Origin of the sequence: Pseudomonas putida (assembly GCF_026625125.1) — a bacterium.
In the GTDB taxonomy this organism is placed as follows: Bacteria; Pseudomonadota; Gammaproteobacteria; order Pseudomonadales; family Pseudomonadaceae; genus Aquipseudomonas; species Aquipseudomonas putida_X.
Genome location: NZ_CP113097.1, coordinates 2,341,268 through 2,360,037, shown reverse-complemented (window position 1 = coordinate 2,360,037; position 18,770 = coordinate 2,341,268). Strand labels below are relative to the sequence as shown.

Genomic DNA, 18,770 nt, shown 5'->3' with positions numbered 1-18,770 from the left:
AACCCGGCCGCCAGCAGCCGGCCGTTCAGGGTTGCTCCCCGACCAGGTAGGTCTTGCTGATGTGGCGAAACTGCGGGTGGCTGGCGTTGCCCATGAGTTCGAACAGCACCATTTCGCGGGTCACTACCTGCGCACCGGCCTGGCGCATCCGCGCCAGCCCTGCAGCCTTGTTGGCCAGGGTACGGCTGTCGCAGGCATCTTCGACCAGGAACACCTGCTTGCCCAAGGCCAACAGGCCAAGCACGCTCTGCAGCACGCAGACGTGGGTTTCCATGCCGCACACGATCACTTGCTCTCGCGCCAACAGGCTGGCTGGCAGGCATTGGGCGGCAACGCAGGAAAAATGGGTCTTTTCCACGACTTCCGCCGCAGGGGCGGCTGCAAGAAGTTCGGGCAGGGTATGCCCCAGGCCTTTGGGGTACTGTTCGCTGATGACGATCGGCAGCGCAAGATCGGTGCAGGCTGCCAGCAGCCAGCGGGCCCGGGCGCGGGTGCCCTCGGCATCGCTCATGGCGCCGATGAGCTTTTCCTGGATGTCGACGACCAGCAGCGTGGCCTTGTGGGGATCGATCAGCATTGTCTGCCTCTTGCCTGGGAAAACACCTAGCCTCCCCCAGGCAAGCGGCAACGTCAATCAGGCGCAGAGCCGATGCGGCGCCAGCGCTGCAGTCAGCGCCGTGAGCACGCGGTCCTCCTGCTCATGGATGAAGAAGTGGCTGCCCGCAAACATCTGCAAGGTGAACGCACCCTGGGTTTCCTGGCCCCAGGCGCGCAGCTGCGCTTCACTGGCGCGGTCGTCTTGCCCACCCAGCACATGCAGCGGGCACGCCAGCAGAGGCCTCGGGCGATAACGGTAGCGGCCGCAGAGCAGAAAATCGGCACGCAGGATCGGTAACGTCAGGCTCATCAGCTCAGCGTTGGCCAGCACCTCCTCCGGCGTGCCATTGAGCGCCCGCAGTTCGTTGCGCAGCTCGTCATCGCTCTTGGGGTCGCGCCAGTTCTTGCCGTCGTAGTCTTCACGCCGGGTCGGCGCCGCTGTACCGCAGGCGAACAGCGCCACCGGTGGCGGGCAGCCCAGCGCCTGCAGCTCGTGGGCCAGCTCGAAGGCCAGCAGCGCCCCCAGGCTGTGGCCGAGCAACGCATAAGGTGCGGCAGCGGCCAGGCGCTGTTCGGCCGCCAACTGCTGGGCCAAGGCCTGCATGTCGGTGTGCAACGGCTCGCCCATGCGTGCGCCGCGCCCAGGCAATTCGACCGGGCGTACCTGCAGCCAGACGGGCAACTTGCGCCGCCAACGGGTAAAGACCATGGCACTGGCCCCGGAATAAGGCAGGCACAGCAGGTTGAGCGCGGTCACTGTGCGGCAGCGTCAGCCATCTTCTGACGCAGGCTCAGCGGGCGCATATCGGTCCAGACTTCATCAATGTAGGCCAGGCAGTCCTTTTTCAGCCCGCTCTTGCCCACAGCGCGCCAGCCGTTGGGGATCGCCTTGTAATCGGGCCAGATGGAATACTGCTCTTCGTGGTTGACCACTACCTGGAACTGGATATCGTCGCGGTCGAAAACGGAAGTCATTGCCTGTCTCCTTGAGTGATGGATGCCGCTACGCACCTGGCGTAGGGCGGCTCTCTGGTAGACGTAGGAAGCTTCCCGAAAATTAGCGATTGGGCATGACAACGTCTGGGCCTCAGGCATCCCTGAGCAAGTCATGGGTGTCCAGCAAGCGGTAAGCCACCTGCGGGTTGCGCTCCAACCCTCGCCGGATAGCCGCCGGAATCGACTGGCGGGTCTTGCGGCACAAGCCAGGCTGGTCGTCGAGTTCGATGACGATTCCGCGCATGGTCCGCACCTCGTTGTAACCGGGAGCGATGTGAACCCGGATGCCCAGGTTCTCGTACATCCTGGCCTGCAAGCGCTGCAGGTCATCGAGGTCCTTGAGGTTTTCCAGCCGCTCGATCAGGCGCTTCTCCTCCTGGCGGGTGAGCAAGAGGATGCGCTGGGCCGCAGGCGGCTGCGCGGCCAAGTGCTCGCGGCCGCAGTCACAGGCGCCAGGTGGGCAAGGTTGGCGTAAGGCAGGTGCTGTGCTCATGGGCCAAGCATAGCGCGTCGCGGCGAGAGTATGAGCAGCAAAATTGGCGGCTGATCCCGCAACGGCTAAAGCTGCGCCAACCGCGTGCGCAAGAACTCGACAAACCCCTGCACCGGCCTGGCCACCTGCCGATGCTGCGGATACACCGCCGACAATTGCAACGCCGGCGGCGTCCAGTCTTCCAGCACCCTCACCAGGCGCCCGTCCGCCAACGCCTGCCCGACGATGAAGGTCGGCAGGTAAGTCACCCCCATCGCGGCAATCGCCGCGTCCCTGAGCAACTCACCGTTATTGGCGCGCATGCGGCCGGCCACTGCGATTGCCTGAGCCCTGCCCCCTTGGGTGAACTGCCATTGCACTTGCCGTGAATGGCCATAGGGCAGGCAGTCATGCTCGGCCAGCAGCTCGGGCCGCTGCGGCGCGCCCCGCGCCTGAAGATACGCAGGGCTGGCGCAATACACCCGCTCGACATCGGCAATGCGCCGCGCGATCAGGCTGGAATCCTCCAGCGCACCGATACGCAAGGCCAAATCATAACCCTCGCCGATCAGGTCCACCGGCCGATCGCTCAGGTCCACCTCCACATTCACCTGTGGGTGCAAGCGCAGGAACTCGGTCAACAGGCACCCCAGGTGCGCCATGGCGAACGACAACGGCGCGCTCAAGCGAAGGGTGCCGCGCAAGGCCTGGGCCTGGCCGCTGATGTCGTGCTCCACCTGCTGCACCTCACCCAGCAAGCGCAAGGCCGACTGGTAGTAGTGCTGGCCCAGCGGGGTGGCATCCAGGCGCCGGGTGGAGCGGTTGAGCAGGCGTACGCCCAGGCGCTCTTCGAGCTGCATCAGGCGCCGGCTGACCGACTGCTTGGACATGCCCAGGCGGTCGGCGGCGGCGGTAAAACTGCCGGCCTCCATGACCTGGGCAAAAATGCGCATGTCTTCGTACGGGTTCATTGTCTCGCTCTTGGTGACAGTCAAACGCTTTATAGCGGCTTTTTCCCATCATTGCATCTGCCTACTCTACGCACAGGTCGCAGCGATGGCCGCCAAGGCCAGGCGATACGCCCACCCACAACCCGTGCCCAGAAAAGGATTCGCCATGAACATTGTCCGCAAAACCCTCAGTGCCGGCCTGCTGGCCTTGTCTGCAACCAGTGCACTGGCAGCAGGTAGCCCAGGTGTCGAGCAGCACACCCAGGCTTTCCTCGAAGCCTTGGAAAAAGGCGGTGGCAAGCCGCTCGAACAACTCAGCCCTAAAGATGCCCGCGCCGTGCTGACCGGTGCCCAGGCGTCGGTGAAGGTGGACCTGTCTGGCATCGAAGTGACAGCGCGTACCATCAAGGTCAACGGTGAGGCGATCAAGCTGCAGATCGTGCGCCCGGCCAACGTCAAAGGTGAGTTGCCGGTGTTCATGTTCTTCCATGGCGGCGGCTGGGTGCTGGGCGACTTCCCGACCCACCAGCGGCTGATTCGCGATCTGGTGGTGGGTTCTGGCGCAGTGGCCGTCTATGTGGATTACACCCCCTCCCCAGAGGCGCACTACCCCACTGCGATCAACCAGGCCTACGCCGCGACCCGCTGGGTGGCCGAGCATGGCAAAGCGCTGGGTGTGGACGGCAAGCGCCTGGCCGTGGCCGGCAACAGTGTCGGTGGCAACATGGCGGCGGTGGTCGCGCTCAAGGCCAAAGAGGCCGGTACGCCCCAGTTGCGCTTCCAGTTGCTGCTGTGGCCGGTGACCGATGCCAGCTTCGAGACGGCTTCCTATAAACAGTTTGCCGAGGGCCACTTCCTCACCACAGGGATGATGAAGTGGTTCTGGGACAACTACACCACCGACGCCAAGGCCCGCGAGCAGATCTACGCCTCGCCGCTACGGGCCAGCAGCGAGCAGCTCAAAGGGTTGCCCCCAGCGCTGGTGCAGACGGCGCAGTTCGATGTGCTGCGTGATGAAGGTGAGGCGTATGCACGCAAACTGGATGCGGCCGGGGTGACGGTTACTTCGGTGCGCTACAACGGCATGATTCACGACTACGGGTTGCTGAACCCGCTGAGCGAGGTGCCTGCGGTGAAGGCAGCGATGCGCCAGGCGGCTGGGGAATTGAAGGTGCACTTGCAGTAAACCAAAGGCATACCTTGATCGCTCCAGCACCCTCCAGATCGAGCACTGCCCAGGCAGCGCTCGATCTCAGGCGCACGTGGCGTACAGCGCTTGATTGTTCGCCATACGCCGGGCCCTGCCCGGGCCTCAATGCCCTGCCGACGCCGGCCCGGCCTTGGCAGCAAACGGCGGCTTGGCCAACCACACCAACAGGATCAGGCCGGCGAATATCCAGCCCATCAAGGTGAAGTAATCCACCGTCGACATCATGTAGGCCTGCCCGTTGAGTATCTGCTCCAGCTGCGCATAGCTTTGCGGGCTGGCCCCGCCCAGCTGCTCCAGCGTGTGCCGCGTCGCCGGGTCGAACTGGCTGATGTTCTCGCTCAGGTAGGCATGATGCTGGTCCGCCCGGCGGATCCAGATCCAGGTGGTCAACGACGCCGCAAAGCTGCCGCCCAATGTACGCAGGAACGTCGCCAGGCCAGACCCGTCGGCGATCTGGTGCGGCGGCAGGTCCGACAGCAGGATGCTCAGGGTCGGCATGAAGAACAGCGCTACACCGATCCCCATGAACAGTTGCACCAGGGCAATGTGCTGGAAATCCACCTCATTGGTGAAGCCTGCACGCATGAAACAGCTGGCGCCGATGGCCAAGAACGCCAACCCCGCCAGCACCCGCAAGTCGAACCGCTGCGCGTACTTGCCCACGAACGGCGACATGATCACCGGCAGCAGGCCGATCGGTGCCACCGCAAGGCCTGCCCAGGTGGCGGTGTAGCCCATCTGCGTCTGCAACCATTGCGGCAGGATCAGGTTGATGCCGAAAAAGCCTGCGTAGCCTCCCACCAGCACAATGGTACCGATTCGGAAATTACGGTGCGCGAACAGCCGCAAGTTGACCACAGGATGGCGGTCGGTCAGCTCCCAGATGATGAAGATCGCCAGGAACACGACCGAGATCAGGCTGCCGATGATGATGAACGACGACTCGAACCAGTCCAGGTCATTGCCCTTGTCGAGCACCACCTGCAATGCGCCCACCCCCACGATCAAGGTCAGCAGGCCGATGTAGTCCATCGGCTGGCGGCTGGTGACCACCGGCCGTGCGCGCATTTGCTGACGCACCACTGCGGCCGCGAACAGGCCGATGGGCACGTTGATGAAGAAGATCCACGGCCAGCTGTAACTGTCGGTGATCCAGCCGCCCAGGATCGGCCCGGCAATCGGCGCCACCACCGTGACCATCGCCAGCAACGCCAGCGCCATCCCCCGCTTGGCCGGCGGGTAGACAGCGATCAGCAAGGTTTGGGTCATCGGGTAAAGCGGCCCAGCCACCACACCTTGCAGCACTCGAAAGCCCACCAGCTCTGGCATCGACTGCGAGATGCCGCACAGAAAGGACGCCAGTACGAACAGCAGCGTGGCCCAGATGAACAGTTTGACCTCACCGAAACGCCGGCTGAGCCAGCCGGTCAACGGCAACGCGATGGCATTGCTCACCGCGAACGAGGTGATCACCCAGGTGCCCTGCTCGGAACTCACCCCCAGGTTGCCGGAAATGGTCGGCAAGGCGACGTTGGCGATGGTGGTGTCGAGCACCTGCATGAACGTCGCCAGCGACAGGCCTATGGTGGTCAGCAGCAGGCTCGGCGGGGTGAACTGCGCCGCAGCGTTGTTGCTCATCGTTGCGCCGTCTTGCCAGGGGCACTGTTGTCGTGGATCAGCCGAGCGATCAGACGGTCAGCTTCGACCAACTGACGGTCGTACACCTGGGTGGTGTAGCTGGCCTGCTGCGGTGGCTGCTGGGCCAGGGCCGGGCCACTCTGGTCGTGCAGGTCGACCTCGACCACGGTGGACAGGCCGATGCGCAGCGGGTGGTCCTTGAGCTGATCCGGGCTGAGGTGGATGCGCACCGGCACGCGCTGGACGATCTTGATCCAGTTGCCGGTGGCGTTCTGTGCCGGCAGCAAGGCGAAGGCGCTGCCGGTACCGGCGCCCAGGCTGTCGACCGTGCCGCTGTACTTGACGTCGCTGCCGTACAGGTCAGCGCTGATTTCCACGGGTTGGCCGATACGCATGTCGCGCAGCTGGGTTTCCTTGAAGTTGGCGTCGATCCACACCTCGTCCAGGGGGATGACTGCCATGGTCGCGGTGCCCGGCTGCAAACGCTGGCCGAGCTGCACGGTACGTTTGGCAACGTAACCGGTGACTGGCGCCACCAGCGTGGTGCGTGCGTGGTCCAGGTATGCCTGGCGCAGATCGGCGGCGGCGGCCATGACCTCGGGGTGCGAAGACACCACCGTGTCGTCCACCAGCGCCGTACTGGTATTGAGCTGCTGACGGGCGCTGTTGACGGCGGCCTGGGCCACGGTCAGGTCGTCCCGGGCGTGGGAGATTTCTTCTGCGGCAATCGCGCCGCTGTCGGCCAGCACCTTGCGTCGGTTGTAGTTCTGCTGGGCCTTCTGCAGCTCGGCCTGGCGGGTCTGCAGCTGGGCCTTGAGGGAATCGACGTTGCTGTACAGGCCACGGACCTCTCGCACCGTGCGGGCCAGCTTGGCTTCGGCAGACTGCAGGGCCACCTCGCTGTCGGCGGGATCGAACTGCAGCAGCACCTGGCCGGCGTGCACCAGGTCGCCGTCATCGGCGCCAATGCTGGTAACGGTGCCGGTGACCAGCGGGGTGATCTCCACGACGTTGCCGTTGACGTAGGCGTCGTCGGTGCTTTCGTGCCAGCGCCCGATCAGGCTGTACCAAGCCCAGGCGCCAGCGCCGGCGAGCAGCACCACCAGCAACAGGCCAAGCAGCCAGACCTTGCGCTTGCGCGACGGTTCGGGTGCGGCGGAGGGAGTTGAGTTGTCTGCGTTATTGGCCATGACAATACCTTGGAATATGTAACAGGGATCAACGATCGCCGTAGCGGCGGATCGTCAGAGGGTCGCCGGCACCGAGCAGGACCTTGGCCAGCAGGCCTTCAAGGGTCTTGAGTTCGTCAGGCTGCAGCACGCCGACCAGTTCGTTCATCGCCGCCGCGCCGATCTCTGGCAAGCGGTCGGCCAGGCGCTGGCCGTCGGCGGTCAGGGCCAGGCGTACCTGGCGACGGTCGTCGGCGCAGCGGTTGCGCAAGAGCAGGCCCTTGTGCTCGAGCCGGTCGAGCATGCGGGTCATCGAGCCGCTGTCCAGGCCCAGATAGCGGCAGACCTCGGCCGGCGTATCCACCTGGTACTGGGTGACGATGATCAACACCTTGAACTGCGCGGCGGTGACGCCTTCTGATTCGAGGTGCCAGTCGAGAATGCGGTCCTTCAGGATGGCCGCACGGCCCAGGAGCATGCCGATGGCGCAGGACTGGAAGTTTTGCGGGGTGAAATGGGACATCGACAGCAGCTCGGACAATTGTGTAAAAATATTACTGCCTAGGCAGCAAATGTCAAAGCTTTCATTAGGGGGCTATGGAAATAGCCTGGGTAACCCGCAGGTGACCGGGAAAGGTTCTCAAACGCTGAAAAACACGGGTGAACCCGATGAAAAACACACACAACTGATAGTCATTCGCCATTACCTCGGTTCTCGGGAGCCCCCTGGCAGGAGTAGAATGCGCAAAACCCGGAGCCGCAATGAACCAAGACCGCCTCAATCCCAGCCCTGACGATGCCATCACCGACGCCGCCGCGCAGTGGTGCATGCGCCTGCACGCCGACGATTGCACCCCGGCCGAGCGCGAGGCCTTCGCCCGCTGGTTGGCAGCGGACCCGCGCCACCACGACGAATACCAGGCGATGCTGGAGATCTGGTTCACCGCCGACCTTTTGCCGCGCAACGCCACGGTCGTCGACTTCAACCCGCCGCCGCGTCAGGTGGCGAGGCGGCGCCATCATTGGCGGCCAATGGCCTCGGCGGCAGCCGTCGCCCTGCTGGTTTTGCCCCTGGCGGGCTGGATCGGCTGGATGCAAGGCTGGCTACCCAACCACTACCAGCACATTGAAGCAGGCAACCAGGCACGGACGGTCCAGCTGAGCGACGGCAGCACGGTGGAGCTCAACCTCAATACCGAACTGACCTACTTCAACTTCAGGGACCAGCGCCAGGTCACGCTCACGCGAGGCGAAGCGTTCTTCAAGGTGCAGCATGACAGCAGCCACCCGTTCATCGTCCGTGCCGGCCAAGGCCAGACCCGGGTCACCGGCACCCAATTCAACGTGTGGAAGTATCAGGACCAGGTCAAGGTCACCCTGGTGCAGGGGTCGGTGCTGGTCAGCAGCGACGGCAGCACCGGCGGCTACCGCCTGGGCCCCGGCATGCAGGCCAGCTACCGTACTGGCGACTTCGAACCGCAGCTGGCCCAGAGCGAAGACCACGGCAACAGCCTGGCCTGGCGCCGCGGCCAGCTGGTGCTCGACAACCTCAGCCTCGAACAGGCACTGCCGGTGATCAACCGCTACCTCGATGCGCCCCTGCTGCTGGCCGATGCCAGCACCGGCCGCATCCGCATCAGCGGCATCTACAACACCCGTGAAGTCGGGCGCCTGGTGGACAACCTGCCCAAGGTGCTGCCGGTCTACCTGACCCGCAGCAAGGACGGCAGCACTGTCCTCAACAGCATTTCCCCACCGCCCGACAAGGGCTGATGCCCTAGAGCGTCATCGCCGCCAACCAGCCAAACGCCAGCAGTGGCAGGTTGTAGTGCAGGAAGGTCGGTACCACGGTGTCCCAGATGTGGTGATGCTGGCCATCGACGTTGAGCCCCGAGGTTGGCCCCAGGGTCGAGTCCGATGCCGGCGAGCCTGCATCGCCCAGGGCACCGGCGGTGCCGACGATGCACACGGTGGCCAAGGGGTCGAAGCCCAGCTGCACGCACAGCGGCACGAAGATCGCCGCCAGAATCGGCACCGTCGAGAACGACGAGCCAATGCCCATGGTCACCAGCAACCCCACCAGCAGCATCAGCAAGGCACCAACGCCCTTGCTGTGGTCGATCCATTGCGCCGAGGTTTCCACCAGGCCTTTGACCTCGCCAGTGGCTTTGAGTACCTCGGCGAACCCCGAAGCGGCGATCATGATGAACCCGATCATGGCCATCATCTTCATGCCTTCGGTGAACAGGCTGTCGGTGTCTTTCCAGCGCACGATGCCCGACAGTGAGAAGATCAGGAAGCCGACCATGGCACCGATGATCATCGAGTCCAGCCACAGCTGAACGATGAACGCCGCAGCGATCGCCAGCCCCGCCACCAGCAGGGTCAGCGGGTTGTACTGCACGCTGACCTGCTCGACCTGCTCGATGCGCGCCAGGTCATAATCACGCTTTTTGCGGTAGCTGAAGCACACCGCCAGCAGCAAGCCGGCCAGCATGCCCGCTGCCGGAATGGCCATGGCATGGGTGACGTTGACACCGCTCACATCGACGCCGGCGCGGGCAACGTTGGCCAACAGGATCTCATTGAGGAAGATATTGCCGAACCCCACCGGCAGGAACATGTAGGGCGTGATCAAGCCAAAGGTGATCACGCAGGCGATCAGCCGGCGGTCGATGCGCAGGCGGGTCAGTACATACAGCAGCGGCGGCACCAGCAGCGGGATGAAGGCAATGTGAATCGGCAGGATATTCTGCGACGACACCGCCACCACCAGCATCAGGCCGATCAGCAGCCACTTGACCTTGCCGCCGGTGGCCTGCCCCTGGCGGTCGATCATCGCCAGCGCACGGTCGGCCAGGGCGTGGGCCAGGCCGGACTTGGCGATGGCCACGGCAAAGGCGCCGAGCAAGGCATAGGACAACGCCACCGTGGCGCCGCCGCCCAGGCCGCCGTTGAAGGCCTTGAGCGTTCCCTCCATGCCCAGGCCGCCGACCAGGCCGCCGGCCAAGGCGCCGATGATCAAGGCGATGACCACGTGCACCCGTGACAGGCTGAGTATCAGCATGATGCCTACCGCGGCAATCACTGCATTCATGGTTTGGCTTTCCTCGTAGCTGCAGACAAAAAGCGCGCACTCTGCAGCACTGGGGCACAGATGTCAAAAGCGCCAGAGGGCGGCGTATTACGCGGGCCGGCAAATTTAAATTGAATGTTTGAATAAAGAAAAACCACAGAGCGCCGATATAACGCAGGGGCTGAGCCCCGACCGAGTTCCAAAGCCAAACCCTTACCCTCAAAAAAGGGGCGCCCCATGCCTTTGCGACAACTTTCCATCCAGTGGAAGATCACCCTGCTTGCCGGCCTGTGCCTGGCCAGCATCGTCACACTGCTCGTTGGCCTTTCGCTCTACCGCATGGACCACAGCTCGGACCTGGTCAAAGCCAGCAGCGAGAAGATGCTCAGTGAAGCGGCGCAGGCGCGCATCGAGTCGCAAGGCGAAGTTCAGGCCCTGAACATTCGTCGCCAGTTCATGGACGCCTACCAGTACGGTGCCGGGTTCGCCCGCCAGGTGCTGTTCCTGCGTGAGCAGGCGGAAAAGCGCTTCCTCGATGCCTATGACCTGCGTGAAGACATGACCCGCCAGGTTCGTGCAGCCCTGCAGGCCAACCCCGAGCTGCTGGGCCTGTCACTGGTATTCGAACCCAATGCGCTGGACGGCAAGGACAGCCTGTTCACCGGCCAGCCCGAGCTTGGCAGCAACGAGACCGGGCGTTTCGCCCTGTACTGGTCGCAACCGCGGGCCGGCCAGCTGACTGCCATGGCCCTGCCCGAACACGACATGAGCAACACCGAGATCGGCCCCAGCGGCCAGCCCGCCAACACCTGGTGGGTGTGCCCGCGCAGCAGCGGCAAGGTGTGCGTGGTGGAACCCTATTTCTACGACATCGACGGCCAGCGCGTGCTGATGACCAGCATCGTCTTCCCGCTGGCGGTCAACGGCAAGGTGATCGCCACCCTGTCCATCGACATCAACCTCAACAGCCTGCAGGCCCTGAGCCAGGAAGCCAGCCGCAGCCTGTACGAAGGCCGCACCACGGTCGGCATCCTCAGCCCCGTGGGCCTGCTGGCCGGCTACAGCGCCGACGCCAGCAAGCTGGCGCAGCGTTTCGACCAGGTCGACACCGGCAAAGGCGCCGAACTGGTACGTAAGCTGGCCGAGGGTAAATTGAGCGTCCACCACGACCAGCAACGCCTCAAGGTACTCGCGGCGTTCCAGCCGATCCCTGGCGCCCAGCCATGGGGTGTGCTGCTGGATGTGCCGGAAAACGCCCTGACCGGCCCGGCCGAAGCGCTGAAACAAGAGCTCGACGCCCTGAACACCAGCGGCACCCTGCTGGAACTGGGCCTCGGCCTGGGCGCTGCGATTGCCGGCCTGCTGCTGGTGTGGCTGATGGCCCGTGGCGTGACCCGGCCGATCCTCGGGGTGGCGGCCATGCTCAAGGACATCGCCAGCGGTGAAGGCGACCTCACCCGCCGCCTGACCTACGACAAGCACGACGAGCTCGGCGAACTGGCCGGTTGGTTCAACCGCTTCCTGGACAAACTGCAGCCGACCATCGCCGAGGTCAAACGCTCGGTGCAGGCAGCCCGCGGCACCGCCGATCAGTCCTCGGCAATTGCCACGCAAACCAGCGCCGGCATGGAGCAGCAATACCGCCAGGTCGACCAGGTGGCCACCGCCTCGCACGAAATGAGCGCCACGGCCCAGGACGTCGCCCGCAGCGCCGCCCAGGCTGCCCAGGCGGCGCGCGATGCCGACCAGGCCACCCGCGAAGGCCTGGCGGTGATCGACCGCACCACCCACAGCATCGACACACTTGCCGCCAACATGAGCCAGGCCATGAGCGAAGTCGAAGGGCTGGCGCAGAACAGTGAGAAAATCGGCTCGGTGCTGGAGGTGATCCGTTCGATCGCCGAACAGACCAACCTGCTAGCGCTCAACGCCGCCATCGAAGCCGCCCGTGCCGGCGAGGCCGGGCGTGGTTTCGCGGTGGTGGCCGATGAAGTGCGTAACCTGGCGCAGCGCACCCAGGAATCGGTGGAAGAAACCCGCCAGGTCATCGAGGCACTGCAAACCGGCACCCGCGAGGTGGTCGGCGCCATGGACAACAGCCACCGCCAGGCCCAGGGCGGTGTCGAGCAGGTCGGCCAGGCGGTTACCGCGCTGCAACGTATCGGCCAGGCCGTGACCGTGATCACCGACATGAACCTGCAGATCGCCTCGGCCGCCGAAGAACAAAGCGCGGTGGCCGAAGAGATCAACAGCAATGTCGCGACCATACGTGATGTCACCGAATCGCTGTCGGGCCAGGCCAACGAATCGGCGCGGGTCAGCCAGTCGCTCAACAGCCTGGCCAATCAACAGCAGGCGTTGATGGATCAGTTCCGCGTCTGAGCCCTAAGACGCACATTCGTCGCCGCACACACCATCGTCCGGCAGGTAAAACCTGCCGGCCTGCAAGATCCGGTCGAGCAGCATCAAGGCGCCCAGTACATTGGGTCGGGCGCCCATGGGCAACCTGCCGGTATCGGCTGACGTGGCATCCTTGTAGCCCGACTGCATCACCAGCAGGTGCATCTGCCGGGCGTTCAGGTAAAGGTGATGCTGTTCGATGGCGTAGGACTGGATCAAGGCCAGGGCGCCGGTGACCAGGGGTGTGGCGCTCGAGGTGCCGCCATAGTTGCTGGTGTAGTCGCGGTCGTGTTCGTTCTTGTCCTGCAGTGCGCCGTAACCCAGCGTCGCGACACTGTCGCCCCAGGCATTGAGCATGCTGTAGCGGTAGTTGTAGTTGGAGTACTGGTGCGCTTTGCCATCCCAGGAATGGCAAGCCCCCACCAGAATCGCGTCGGCGTCACCATGGTCGTTGAAATAGCGCCACTCACCAAGGTCGACACCATAACCCTGTGTGGTGCCGGCCTTGTCATCACTCTTGTAGGTGCCGTTGCACGCAGCATTGAGCACTACCGCACCGCGCTCGGTCAGCGCCTGGGTGACATCCCACCAGGTCTTTTCATGCAACGAAGGCAAGAACGTACCCAGCGCATTGGGGTTGGCCGTCTGCCGGTTGATAGCGACGATGTCTCCAGCGCTGGTGTAAGCCAGCAGGTTTTTCAGCGTTTGTGAGTAACTGCGCGCATCGATGGCCAGGTTGTCATACAGGTACAGCTCTGCCGCATGGCAAATACCGGTCATGCCGAGGCCGTTGTCACGCGCCGACAGCACACCGACCGATGCGGTGCCATGGTCTGCATCCCTGTTGATCGATGGCGGAATCACGTTCAACTTCGGGTTGCCCCGCAAGTCTTCATGGTTGGCATGCAGGCCACCATCGGAAAAGTGCACCCGTGCACCTCTGCCCTTCACGCCAGCCGCCCAGACTTTGCGAATGTTCAGGCCGCGGTACCTGGCATCGGGTGCATCCAGGTAACGCTGCAGGGCTTCGAAGTCCGGGGTGGGCTGGGCTTCATCGTGGGCATTGGTGCCGGCGACATACGCCCCGCCAGTGAGCAGTGTGGCAATCACAGCGGCCCCACCGAGCAACAGCAAGTTGCCGTGCTCGAGCTGAGGCGGCACGAATGCCGTGGCGTCGACGTAATCAAGGGCCTCCAGGGTCTGGATCAACGCGACGAACGTGTCGTTGAGCATGCTCTGGGGCTGCTCGATCCAGTAGTGATTGGCGAGCACTTTGAACCGCGCGTCCTCCCGTTCTAGATGGTCAAGAAACGGATGCACCTGGATCACGTGCTGCAGCCCCGGCCAGTACCTTGCCAGTACCGACCTGGCCTCGGGCTGCAGGTCAGCCATGAGCCGCGCGTAGCCTCCTTCGGCGAACACCAGCACCAGCGCGGGGTAACGCTGGCCTTCGGGGCGATACGGGAATGCACTCGCGGCCCGCACCGATCGCTTGCGCCGCGTGGAGGTGGACGATAACGCCACGCTGTCCAGAATGCCCCGGGTCAGTTCACCCTCGCTGATGTCGATGGCCAGCGGTGCTGGGCGCCATGTGGCGTCCGCTTCGGCGGGCAGGTTCAGCGCGAGGATTTCGCTGTCCATCAGCGTCACCTGCGGCCTGATCCTGTAGCTGCCCGCCAGCGCCTCGCAGCTCAGCATGGCCGGGCAACCATGGTGGGCGACCTGCCCGCTACTGACCTGTGAAGCCACCGTAGCGCCATCCAGGTGGACCACACCTTCGCCTGCGATGCGCTCCAGCAGGTAATGAATCGACTTGACCTTGTGCAGGTCGTCGCCGCTGCAACGCACATGGAAATGCCCATCGAAGGTGAAGTTGCGGTAATACACGAAATCCAGATTCAAACGCATCTCGTCTTCCTTTCGTCTCGACTGGCCCGGCGATCGCGGGCGGGGGCGAAGCCTTGCAAGTGGTACCGTTGGAGCACAGACAGAAGCAGTTCCGGTGGTGCTGCCAAAGCGTGCGAAACGGTGGACTACACTTGCCCGGCACACGCAGTGACAACCGTCGAGGTACTGATGAGGAAAATCCCAACGCTGCTGGCCGCCCTGCTGCTCACCGCGGGGCTGGCCAGCACCGACAGCGCGGCATCAGCTGAACAACGCACCCCTATCCGCTTTGGCGCCATCAACTGGGAAAGCGGCGCCCTGACCACCGCGATCCTGCGCCGGATCGTCGAGGACGGGTATGGCTACCCCACCGAGACCCTCCCCGGCAGCACCGTCGGCATGGAAATCTCATTGGCGCGCAATGACCTGCAGGTCATCGCCGAGGAATGGGCCGGCCGCAGCCCGGCGTGGGTCAAGGCCGAGCAGGCCGGCCAGGTGTTCGCCTTGGGCGACACGGTGAAAAACGCTGTAGAAGGCTGGTGGGTACCGGCCTACGTGATCAAAGGCGACCCGGATCGTGGCCTGGAGGCGCTGGCGCCAGACCTGCGCACGGTCGACGACCTCAAGCGCTACCCGCAGGTGTTCAGCGACCCCGAAGCGCCAGGCAAGGGCCGCTTCCTCAACAGCCCCAGCGGCTGGACGTCCGAGATCGTCAATAGCCAGAAGCTCAAGGCCTATGGCCTCGACAGCCTGTACAACAACTTTCGCAGTGGCACGGGAGCCGCACTGGATGCGGAAGTCGACTCGGCCATCCGCCGCGGCAAACCGGTACTGTTCTACTACTGGAGCCCAACACCGCTGATCGGCCGTCACGACCTGGTGCGCCTGCAGGAGCCGCCCTTCGATGCCCAAGCCTGGGCAACCCTCACCGACCCGAACAACCCGAACCCACGGGGCAGCGAGTCGCTGCCGGCGAAACTGTCGATCGGTGTGTCCAAAGCGTTCAGGGACAGCTACCCGGAACTGGTTGTCGTGTTCGAAAAGGTCGAGCTGCCGATCGATCGCCTGAACAAGGCACTTGCTGAAATGAGCGAAAAACGCCTGGCGCCGGAAGCGGCGGCGAAGGCGTTCATGCACAACAACCCAGACGTATGGAAGGCCTGGTTGCCCGCCGATGTGGCGGCCAAAGTCCAGGCGCAGTTGTGACCAGCGCGGTACATTGTCGGCTCTTACCGGAAAAGGACGCACAGCATGCTACGGATATTGGGCAGGGATTCTTGCATCAACGTGCGCAAGGTCCTCTGGGCCTGCATCGAGTTCGATGTTCCCTTCGAGCGCGAAGACTGGGGCGCAGGCTTTCAGCCCACGGACACGCCCGCGTTCCTGGCCCTGAACCCCAACGCCATGGTCCCGGTGATTCAGGACGGCGACTTCACGCTGTGGGAATCCAACACCATCATCCGCTACCTGGCCACGCGCTATGGCGATGCGCCGGTGTACCCCACCGAAGCCACGGCCAGGGCCAGGGTCGACCAATGGATAGACTGGCAGGCTTCGGACCTGAACCGCTCGTGGAGCTATGCCTTCATGTCGCTGGTGCGCCACTCACCGGCGCACCAGGACGCCCAGGCGCTGGCCGCCGGCTGCGCAGACTGGTCGCGCCATATGCGAATCCTCGAGCAGCAGTTGGCCACGACCGGGGCTTATGTGGCCGGTGACCGCTTTACGTTGGCCGATATCCCCATCGGGCTTTCGGTCAATCGCTGGTTCGAAACGCCCTTGGAGCACCCGCACCTGCCGGCGGTGCGTGATTACTATCAACGGCTGAGCGAGCATCCAGGCTTCCTGGCCCATGGCCGCAACGGAATGGCCTAGCGGGGCCGACGCCTGCGGGCGGGGCTGGCTGCAGCGCCTGCCCTAGAACCCAACCGTTGCCGACAGCAGCCAGGTACGCGGCGTAGACAGCGTCAGCCCTGGCTCGCTGTCATCCGACGCCCCGGCTGAGGCCCAGTAGCGCTCGTTCAGCACGTTCTCCACATTGGCGCGCAAGGTGACCTGGGTTGCGTCGACCCTGAAGGCATACCGCGCGCCAAGGTCCAAGCGCTCCCAGCCATCGATCTGCTTGCTGTTGTTCTGGTCCAGGTACTGGGAGCTGGAGTGGATGCCCCGTGCGGTGAAGGTCAGCCCGGCCAGCCCGGGCACATCCCATTCGGCGCCGAGGTTGACGTTGTACGCCGGGGTTGCCGGTGCGCGGTTGCCGTCGTAGGCGCCGCCAATAGTGTCAGTCAGCTCGCTGTCGATGTACATCACTCCGCCCAGCAGGCGAACGCCCGGCAGCGGCTCGCCGAATACGCTGAGCTCGATGCCACGGTTGTCGCGCTTGCCATTGGGGCCGAACACGCGTGAACCGGCATTGGTCTCGTAGGCGGGCTGGCGAATGCGGAAGGCGCTGGCGGTAAAGGCGACATGGCCCAGGTCGTACTTGGCGCCGACCTCCACCTGGCGGCTGGTGAACGGCGGGAAGATCTGGTCCTCGTTGACCGCAGTCGACGGTGCGATCTTGCCTTGGCTCAATCCCTCCATGTAGTTGGCGTAGAGCGAGAGCTGGTCGGTGACCTTGAGCAGCACACCGCCCGAGGGCGAGACCTTTTCCTCGTCGTAGGCGGTGTCGCCCTTGACGCCATCGCTCCAGTCATCGACCTGAACACGCTGCCAGCGGGCACCCAGCGTCAGCAGCAGGCGGTCGTCGAAAAAGCCGAGCGTATCGGCCAGCGCCAAGCCGGTGAAGCGGTTTTCGGTGTAGACCTTGGCATCGATCCGCGTCGGCGTGGTTGGGCTGGGTGTCGCGACCGGGTCGTAGAGGTTGCTGGGCGCCGAGGCATAGCGCGCACCACCGTTTTCGAAGTCCATATAGAAGTAGGTGGCAGCCAGGTTCAGCTCATGGCTGACCGGCCCGGTATGGAACCAGTTGCGCAGGCCGGCCATGGCGGTGCGCACGGTTTCATCACGGGAGAAATCCCGTGGCTGGACGTTGAAATCACCCGCATCGTTGATGATCGAAACGTTGTGCCGCAGAAAGTCATGGTTGCTCTTGCGGGCACCGACTGCGCCGTAGGCCAACAACGCATCGCTGATATCGTACTCGGCATTGAGCGCACCAAAGGTATCGTTGGTGCGCGCCTGACTCCAGGCCTGGGCGTAGTTGTGATGCACCTGGTCGGCGTTCGGCACCTTGGCATTGGCACCGATCAGTACCCGTTCCTGGGGGGCGTCGGTGTCACGCTCGGTATGGCCGAGGTCAGCCGAGAGGCGCAAGCGCTCACCCCGAAAGTCCAGGCCCAGCACGGCCATCTCGCGTTCCACACGCTGGTGGTCCCATTCAGTGTCGCCGGACTGCTTCACCCCGTTGAAGCGCAGGCCGAACGGGTCGCCCTCGCCAAAGCGCCGCCCGATATCCACCGCACCACCCACCTGGCTATCGGAGGCGTAGCTGCCGGTGAACTCGGTGAGCGGTGTATCCCCCGCGCGCTTGGGCACCACATTGATACCGCCGCCCACGCTGCCCCGGGGCGATATGCCATTGATCAGCTGGCTGGGGCCTTTGATGATGTCGACCCGGTCGGCCATCTCCATGTCGATCGAGTAGGTCGGCAGAATGCCGTACAGGCCGTTATAGGTGACATCGCTGTTGAACAGGCTGAAACCGCGGATGGTGAATTGCTCGAAACGCCCACCCGCCGGGTTGGTTGCCCGCACCGACGGGTCGCTGGCGACCAGGTCGCCCAACGTCCGGGCCTGCTGATTCTTGACCAGGTCGCTGGTGTAGGTGGTCATGCTGAACGGCGTGTCCATGAAGTCGCGCGCGCCAAGCATGCCTTGCGCGCCCTGTCGGGCGACCTGGCCGCCGGCGTAAGGCTGCGCTTGGCTACCCGCTGCAGGGCCGCCAATGATGTTGGTCGGGGCGATCTCCATTGCCTTGGCGCTTTGCGCTGCAGGCACCAGGGTGAAGGCCCCCTCGCCCACTTGCTGCCATTGCAGGCCGCTGCCCTGGAGCAGTTGCATGAAACCTTCGGCTACGCTGTAGCGGCCGGACAACCCGGCACTTTGCCGGCCCTGGAGCAGTGCCGGGTCGAGCGAAAGGCTGACCCCAGCCTGCTCGGCGAAGCGCGTCAGCGCCCCGCCCAGGCTGCCGGCAGGCACCTGATAGGCACGCCTGGCAACATCATCGGCAAAGGTGGGTGAACTCAACAACAGGCTCAGGGTGAAACCCAGGTGCATCCAGGGACGTGGGCGGCAAGGCTGTACTGCAGGCATTGAATGAAGCTCCCGTTATTTTTTCTACTGCTAATGACCGGCGAGTGGAAAAAAGGGGACA

16 protein-coding genes and 1 pseudogene are annotated in these 18,770 nt (G+C 64.1%); 6 read left to right on the top strand and 11 right to left on the bottom strand.

The genetic code is table 11. The features are described 5' to 3' along the window. Positions 1–25: 25 nt before the first annotated feature. The 5 genes from OSW16_RS10860 to OSW16_RS10840 all read right to left on the bottom strand — a co-directional run bounded on the left by OSW16_RS10860 (position 26) and on the right by OSW16_RS10840 (position 3,036). Entirely contained in the window at positions 26–577 is a 552-nt protein-coding gene (locus OSW16_RS10860) for a hydrolase (RefSeq protein ID WP_267822975.1), read from the bottom strand. Between the two features lie 57 nt (positions 578–634). Beyond that, positions 635–1,354, bottom strand: coding sequence for a thioesterase II family protein (locus OSW16_RS10855; protein WP_267822973.1), 720 nt, complete (start codon positions 1,352–1,354; stop codon positions 635–637). Further along, on the bottom strand, positions 1,351–1,572 hold the full coding sequence (locus OSW16_RS10850; RefSeq protein ID WP_012313972.1) for an MbtH family protein: 222 nt from the start codon (positions 1,570–1,572) through the stop codon (positions 1,351–1,353). Before OSW16_RS10850 ends, OSW16_RS10855 begins: the two co-directional genes overlap by 4 nt. A 112-nt stretch (positions 1,573–1,684) precedes the next feature. Beyond that, a complete protein-coding gene (locus OSW16_RS10845) occupies positions 1,685–2,086 on the bottom strand; it encodes a hypothetical protein (RefSeq protein ID WP_241806417.1) in 402 nt (133 codons plus the stop codon). 65 nt (positions 2,087–2,151) lie between these two features. Further along, the gene (locus OSW16_RS10840) at positions 2,152–3,036 is read right to left on the bottom strand and encodes a LysR family transcriptional regulator (RefSeq protein ID WP_267822966.1); all 885 of its coding nucleotides are present in this window, start codon (positions 3,034–3,036) and stop codon (positions 2,152–2,154) included. Positions 3,037–3,181: 145 nt separating this feature from the next. On the opposite strand from OSW16_RS10840, the gene OSW16_RS10835 reads away from it, so the two are divergent. After that, entirely contained in the window at positions 3,182–4,201 is a 1,020-nt protein-coding gene (locus tag OSW16_RS10835) for an alpha/beta hydrolase (protein ID WP_267822964.1), read from the top strand. 126 nt (positions 4,202–4,327) lie between these two features. On the opposite strand, the gene OSW16_RS10830 is transcribed toward OSW16_RS10835, so the two are convergent. From OSW16_RS10830 to OSW16_RS10820, 3 genes are read right to left on the bottom strand one after another with little or no spacing between them, the layout of a single operon-like run. Continuing rightward, a complete protein-coding gene (locus OSW16_RS10830; protein WP_267822962.1) occupies positions 4,328–5,863 on the bottom strand; it encodes a DHA2 family efflux MFS transporter permease subunit in 1,536 nt (511 codons plus the stop codon). Next, positions 5,860–7,053 carry an HlyD family efflux transporter periplasmic adaptor subunit gene (locus tag OSW16_RS10825; protein ID WP_267822960.1) on the bottom strand — a complete coding sequence of 398 codons (1,194 nt, stop codon included), beginning with the start codon at positions 7,051–7,053 and terminating at the stop codon, positions 5,860–5,862. Before OSW16_RS10825 ends, OSW16_RS10830 begins: the two co-directional genes overlap by 4 nt. 28 nt (positions 7,054–7,081) lie before the next feature. Beyond that, positions 7,082–7,555 (bottom strand): MarR family winged helix-turn-helix transcriptional regulator, encoded by a 474-nt coding sequence (locus OSW16_RS10820; RefSeq protein ID WP_267822958.1) that lies wholly within the window; start codon positions 7,553–7,555, stop codon positions 7,082–7,084. Between the two features lie 239 nt (positions 7,556–7,794). On the opposite strand from OSW16_RS10820, the gene OSW16_RS10815 reads away from it, so the two are divergent. Next, a complete protein-coding gene (locus OSW16_RS10815; protein ID WP_267822956.1) occupies positions 7,795–8,805 on the top strand; it encodes a FecR family protein in 1,011 nt (336 codons plus the stop codon). A gap of 4 nt (positions 8,806–8,809) precedes the next feature. Here OSW16_RS10815 and OSW16_RS10810 read toward each other — a convergent pair whose 3' ends face one another. Next, positions 8,810–10,129, bottom strand: coding sequence for a Na+/H+ antiporter family protein (locus tag OSW16_RS10810; RefSeq protein WP_267822954.1), 1,320 nt, complete (start codon positions 10,127–10,129; stop codon positions 8,810–8,812). Positions 10,130–10,345: 216 nt separating this feature from the next. Here OSW16_RS10810 and OSW16_RS27090 point away from each other — a divergent pair. Together OSW16_RS27090 and OSW16_RS27085 are read left to right on the top strand one after the other, a co-directional pair. Continuing rightward, a pseudogene (locus tag OSW16_RS27090) lies at positions 10,346–11,584 on the top strand (chemotaxis protein); the annotation flags it as partial. Between the two features lie 150 nt (positions 11,585–11,734). Beyond that, entirely contained in the window at positions 11,735–12,490 is a 756-nt protein-coding gene (locus OSW16_RS27085) for a methyl-accepting chemotaxis protein (RefSeq protein ID WP_372490482.1), read from the top strand. A gap of 3 nt (positions 12,491–12,493) precedes the next feature. Here OSW16_RS27085 and OSW16_RS10800 read toward each other — a convergent pair whose 3' ends face one another. Further along, the gene (locus OSW16_RS10800; RefSeq protein WP_267822949.1) at positions 12,494–14,416 is read right to left on the bottom strand and encodes a S8 family serine peptidase; all 1,923 of its coding nucleotides are present in this window, start codon (positions 14,414–14,416) and stop codon (positions 12,494–12,496) included. Positions 14,417–14,584: 168 nt separating this feature from the next. On the opposite strand from OSW16_RS10800, the gene OSW16_RS10795 reads away from it, so the two are divergent. Together OSW16_RS10795 and OSW16_RS10790 are read left to right on the top strand one after the other, a co-directional pair. Continuing rightward, a complete protein-coding gene (locus OSW16_RS10795; protein ID WP_267822947.1) occupies positions 14,585–15,601 on the top strand; it encodes an ABC transporter substrate-binding protein in 1,017 nt (338 codons plus the stop codon). A gap of 45 nt (positions 15,602–15,646) precedes the next feature. Next, positions 15,647–16,270 (top strand): glutathione S-transferase family protein, encoded by a 624-nt coding sequence (locus OSW16_RS10790; protein ID WP_267822945.1) that lies wholly within the window; start codon positions 15,647–15,649, stop codon positions 16,268–16,270. Positions 16,271–16,312: 42 nt separating this feature from the next. Here OSW16_RS10790 and OSW16_RS10785 read toward each other — a convergent pair whose 3' ends face one another. Further along, positions 16,313–18,709, bottom strand: a complete 2,397-nt coding sequence (locus tag OSW16_RS10785; protein WP_267822943.1) for a TonB-dependent receptor — start codon at positions 18,707–18,709, stop codon at positions 16,313–16,315. Between the last annotated feature and the right edge of the window lie 61 nt (positions 18,710–18,770).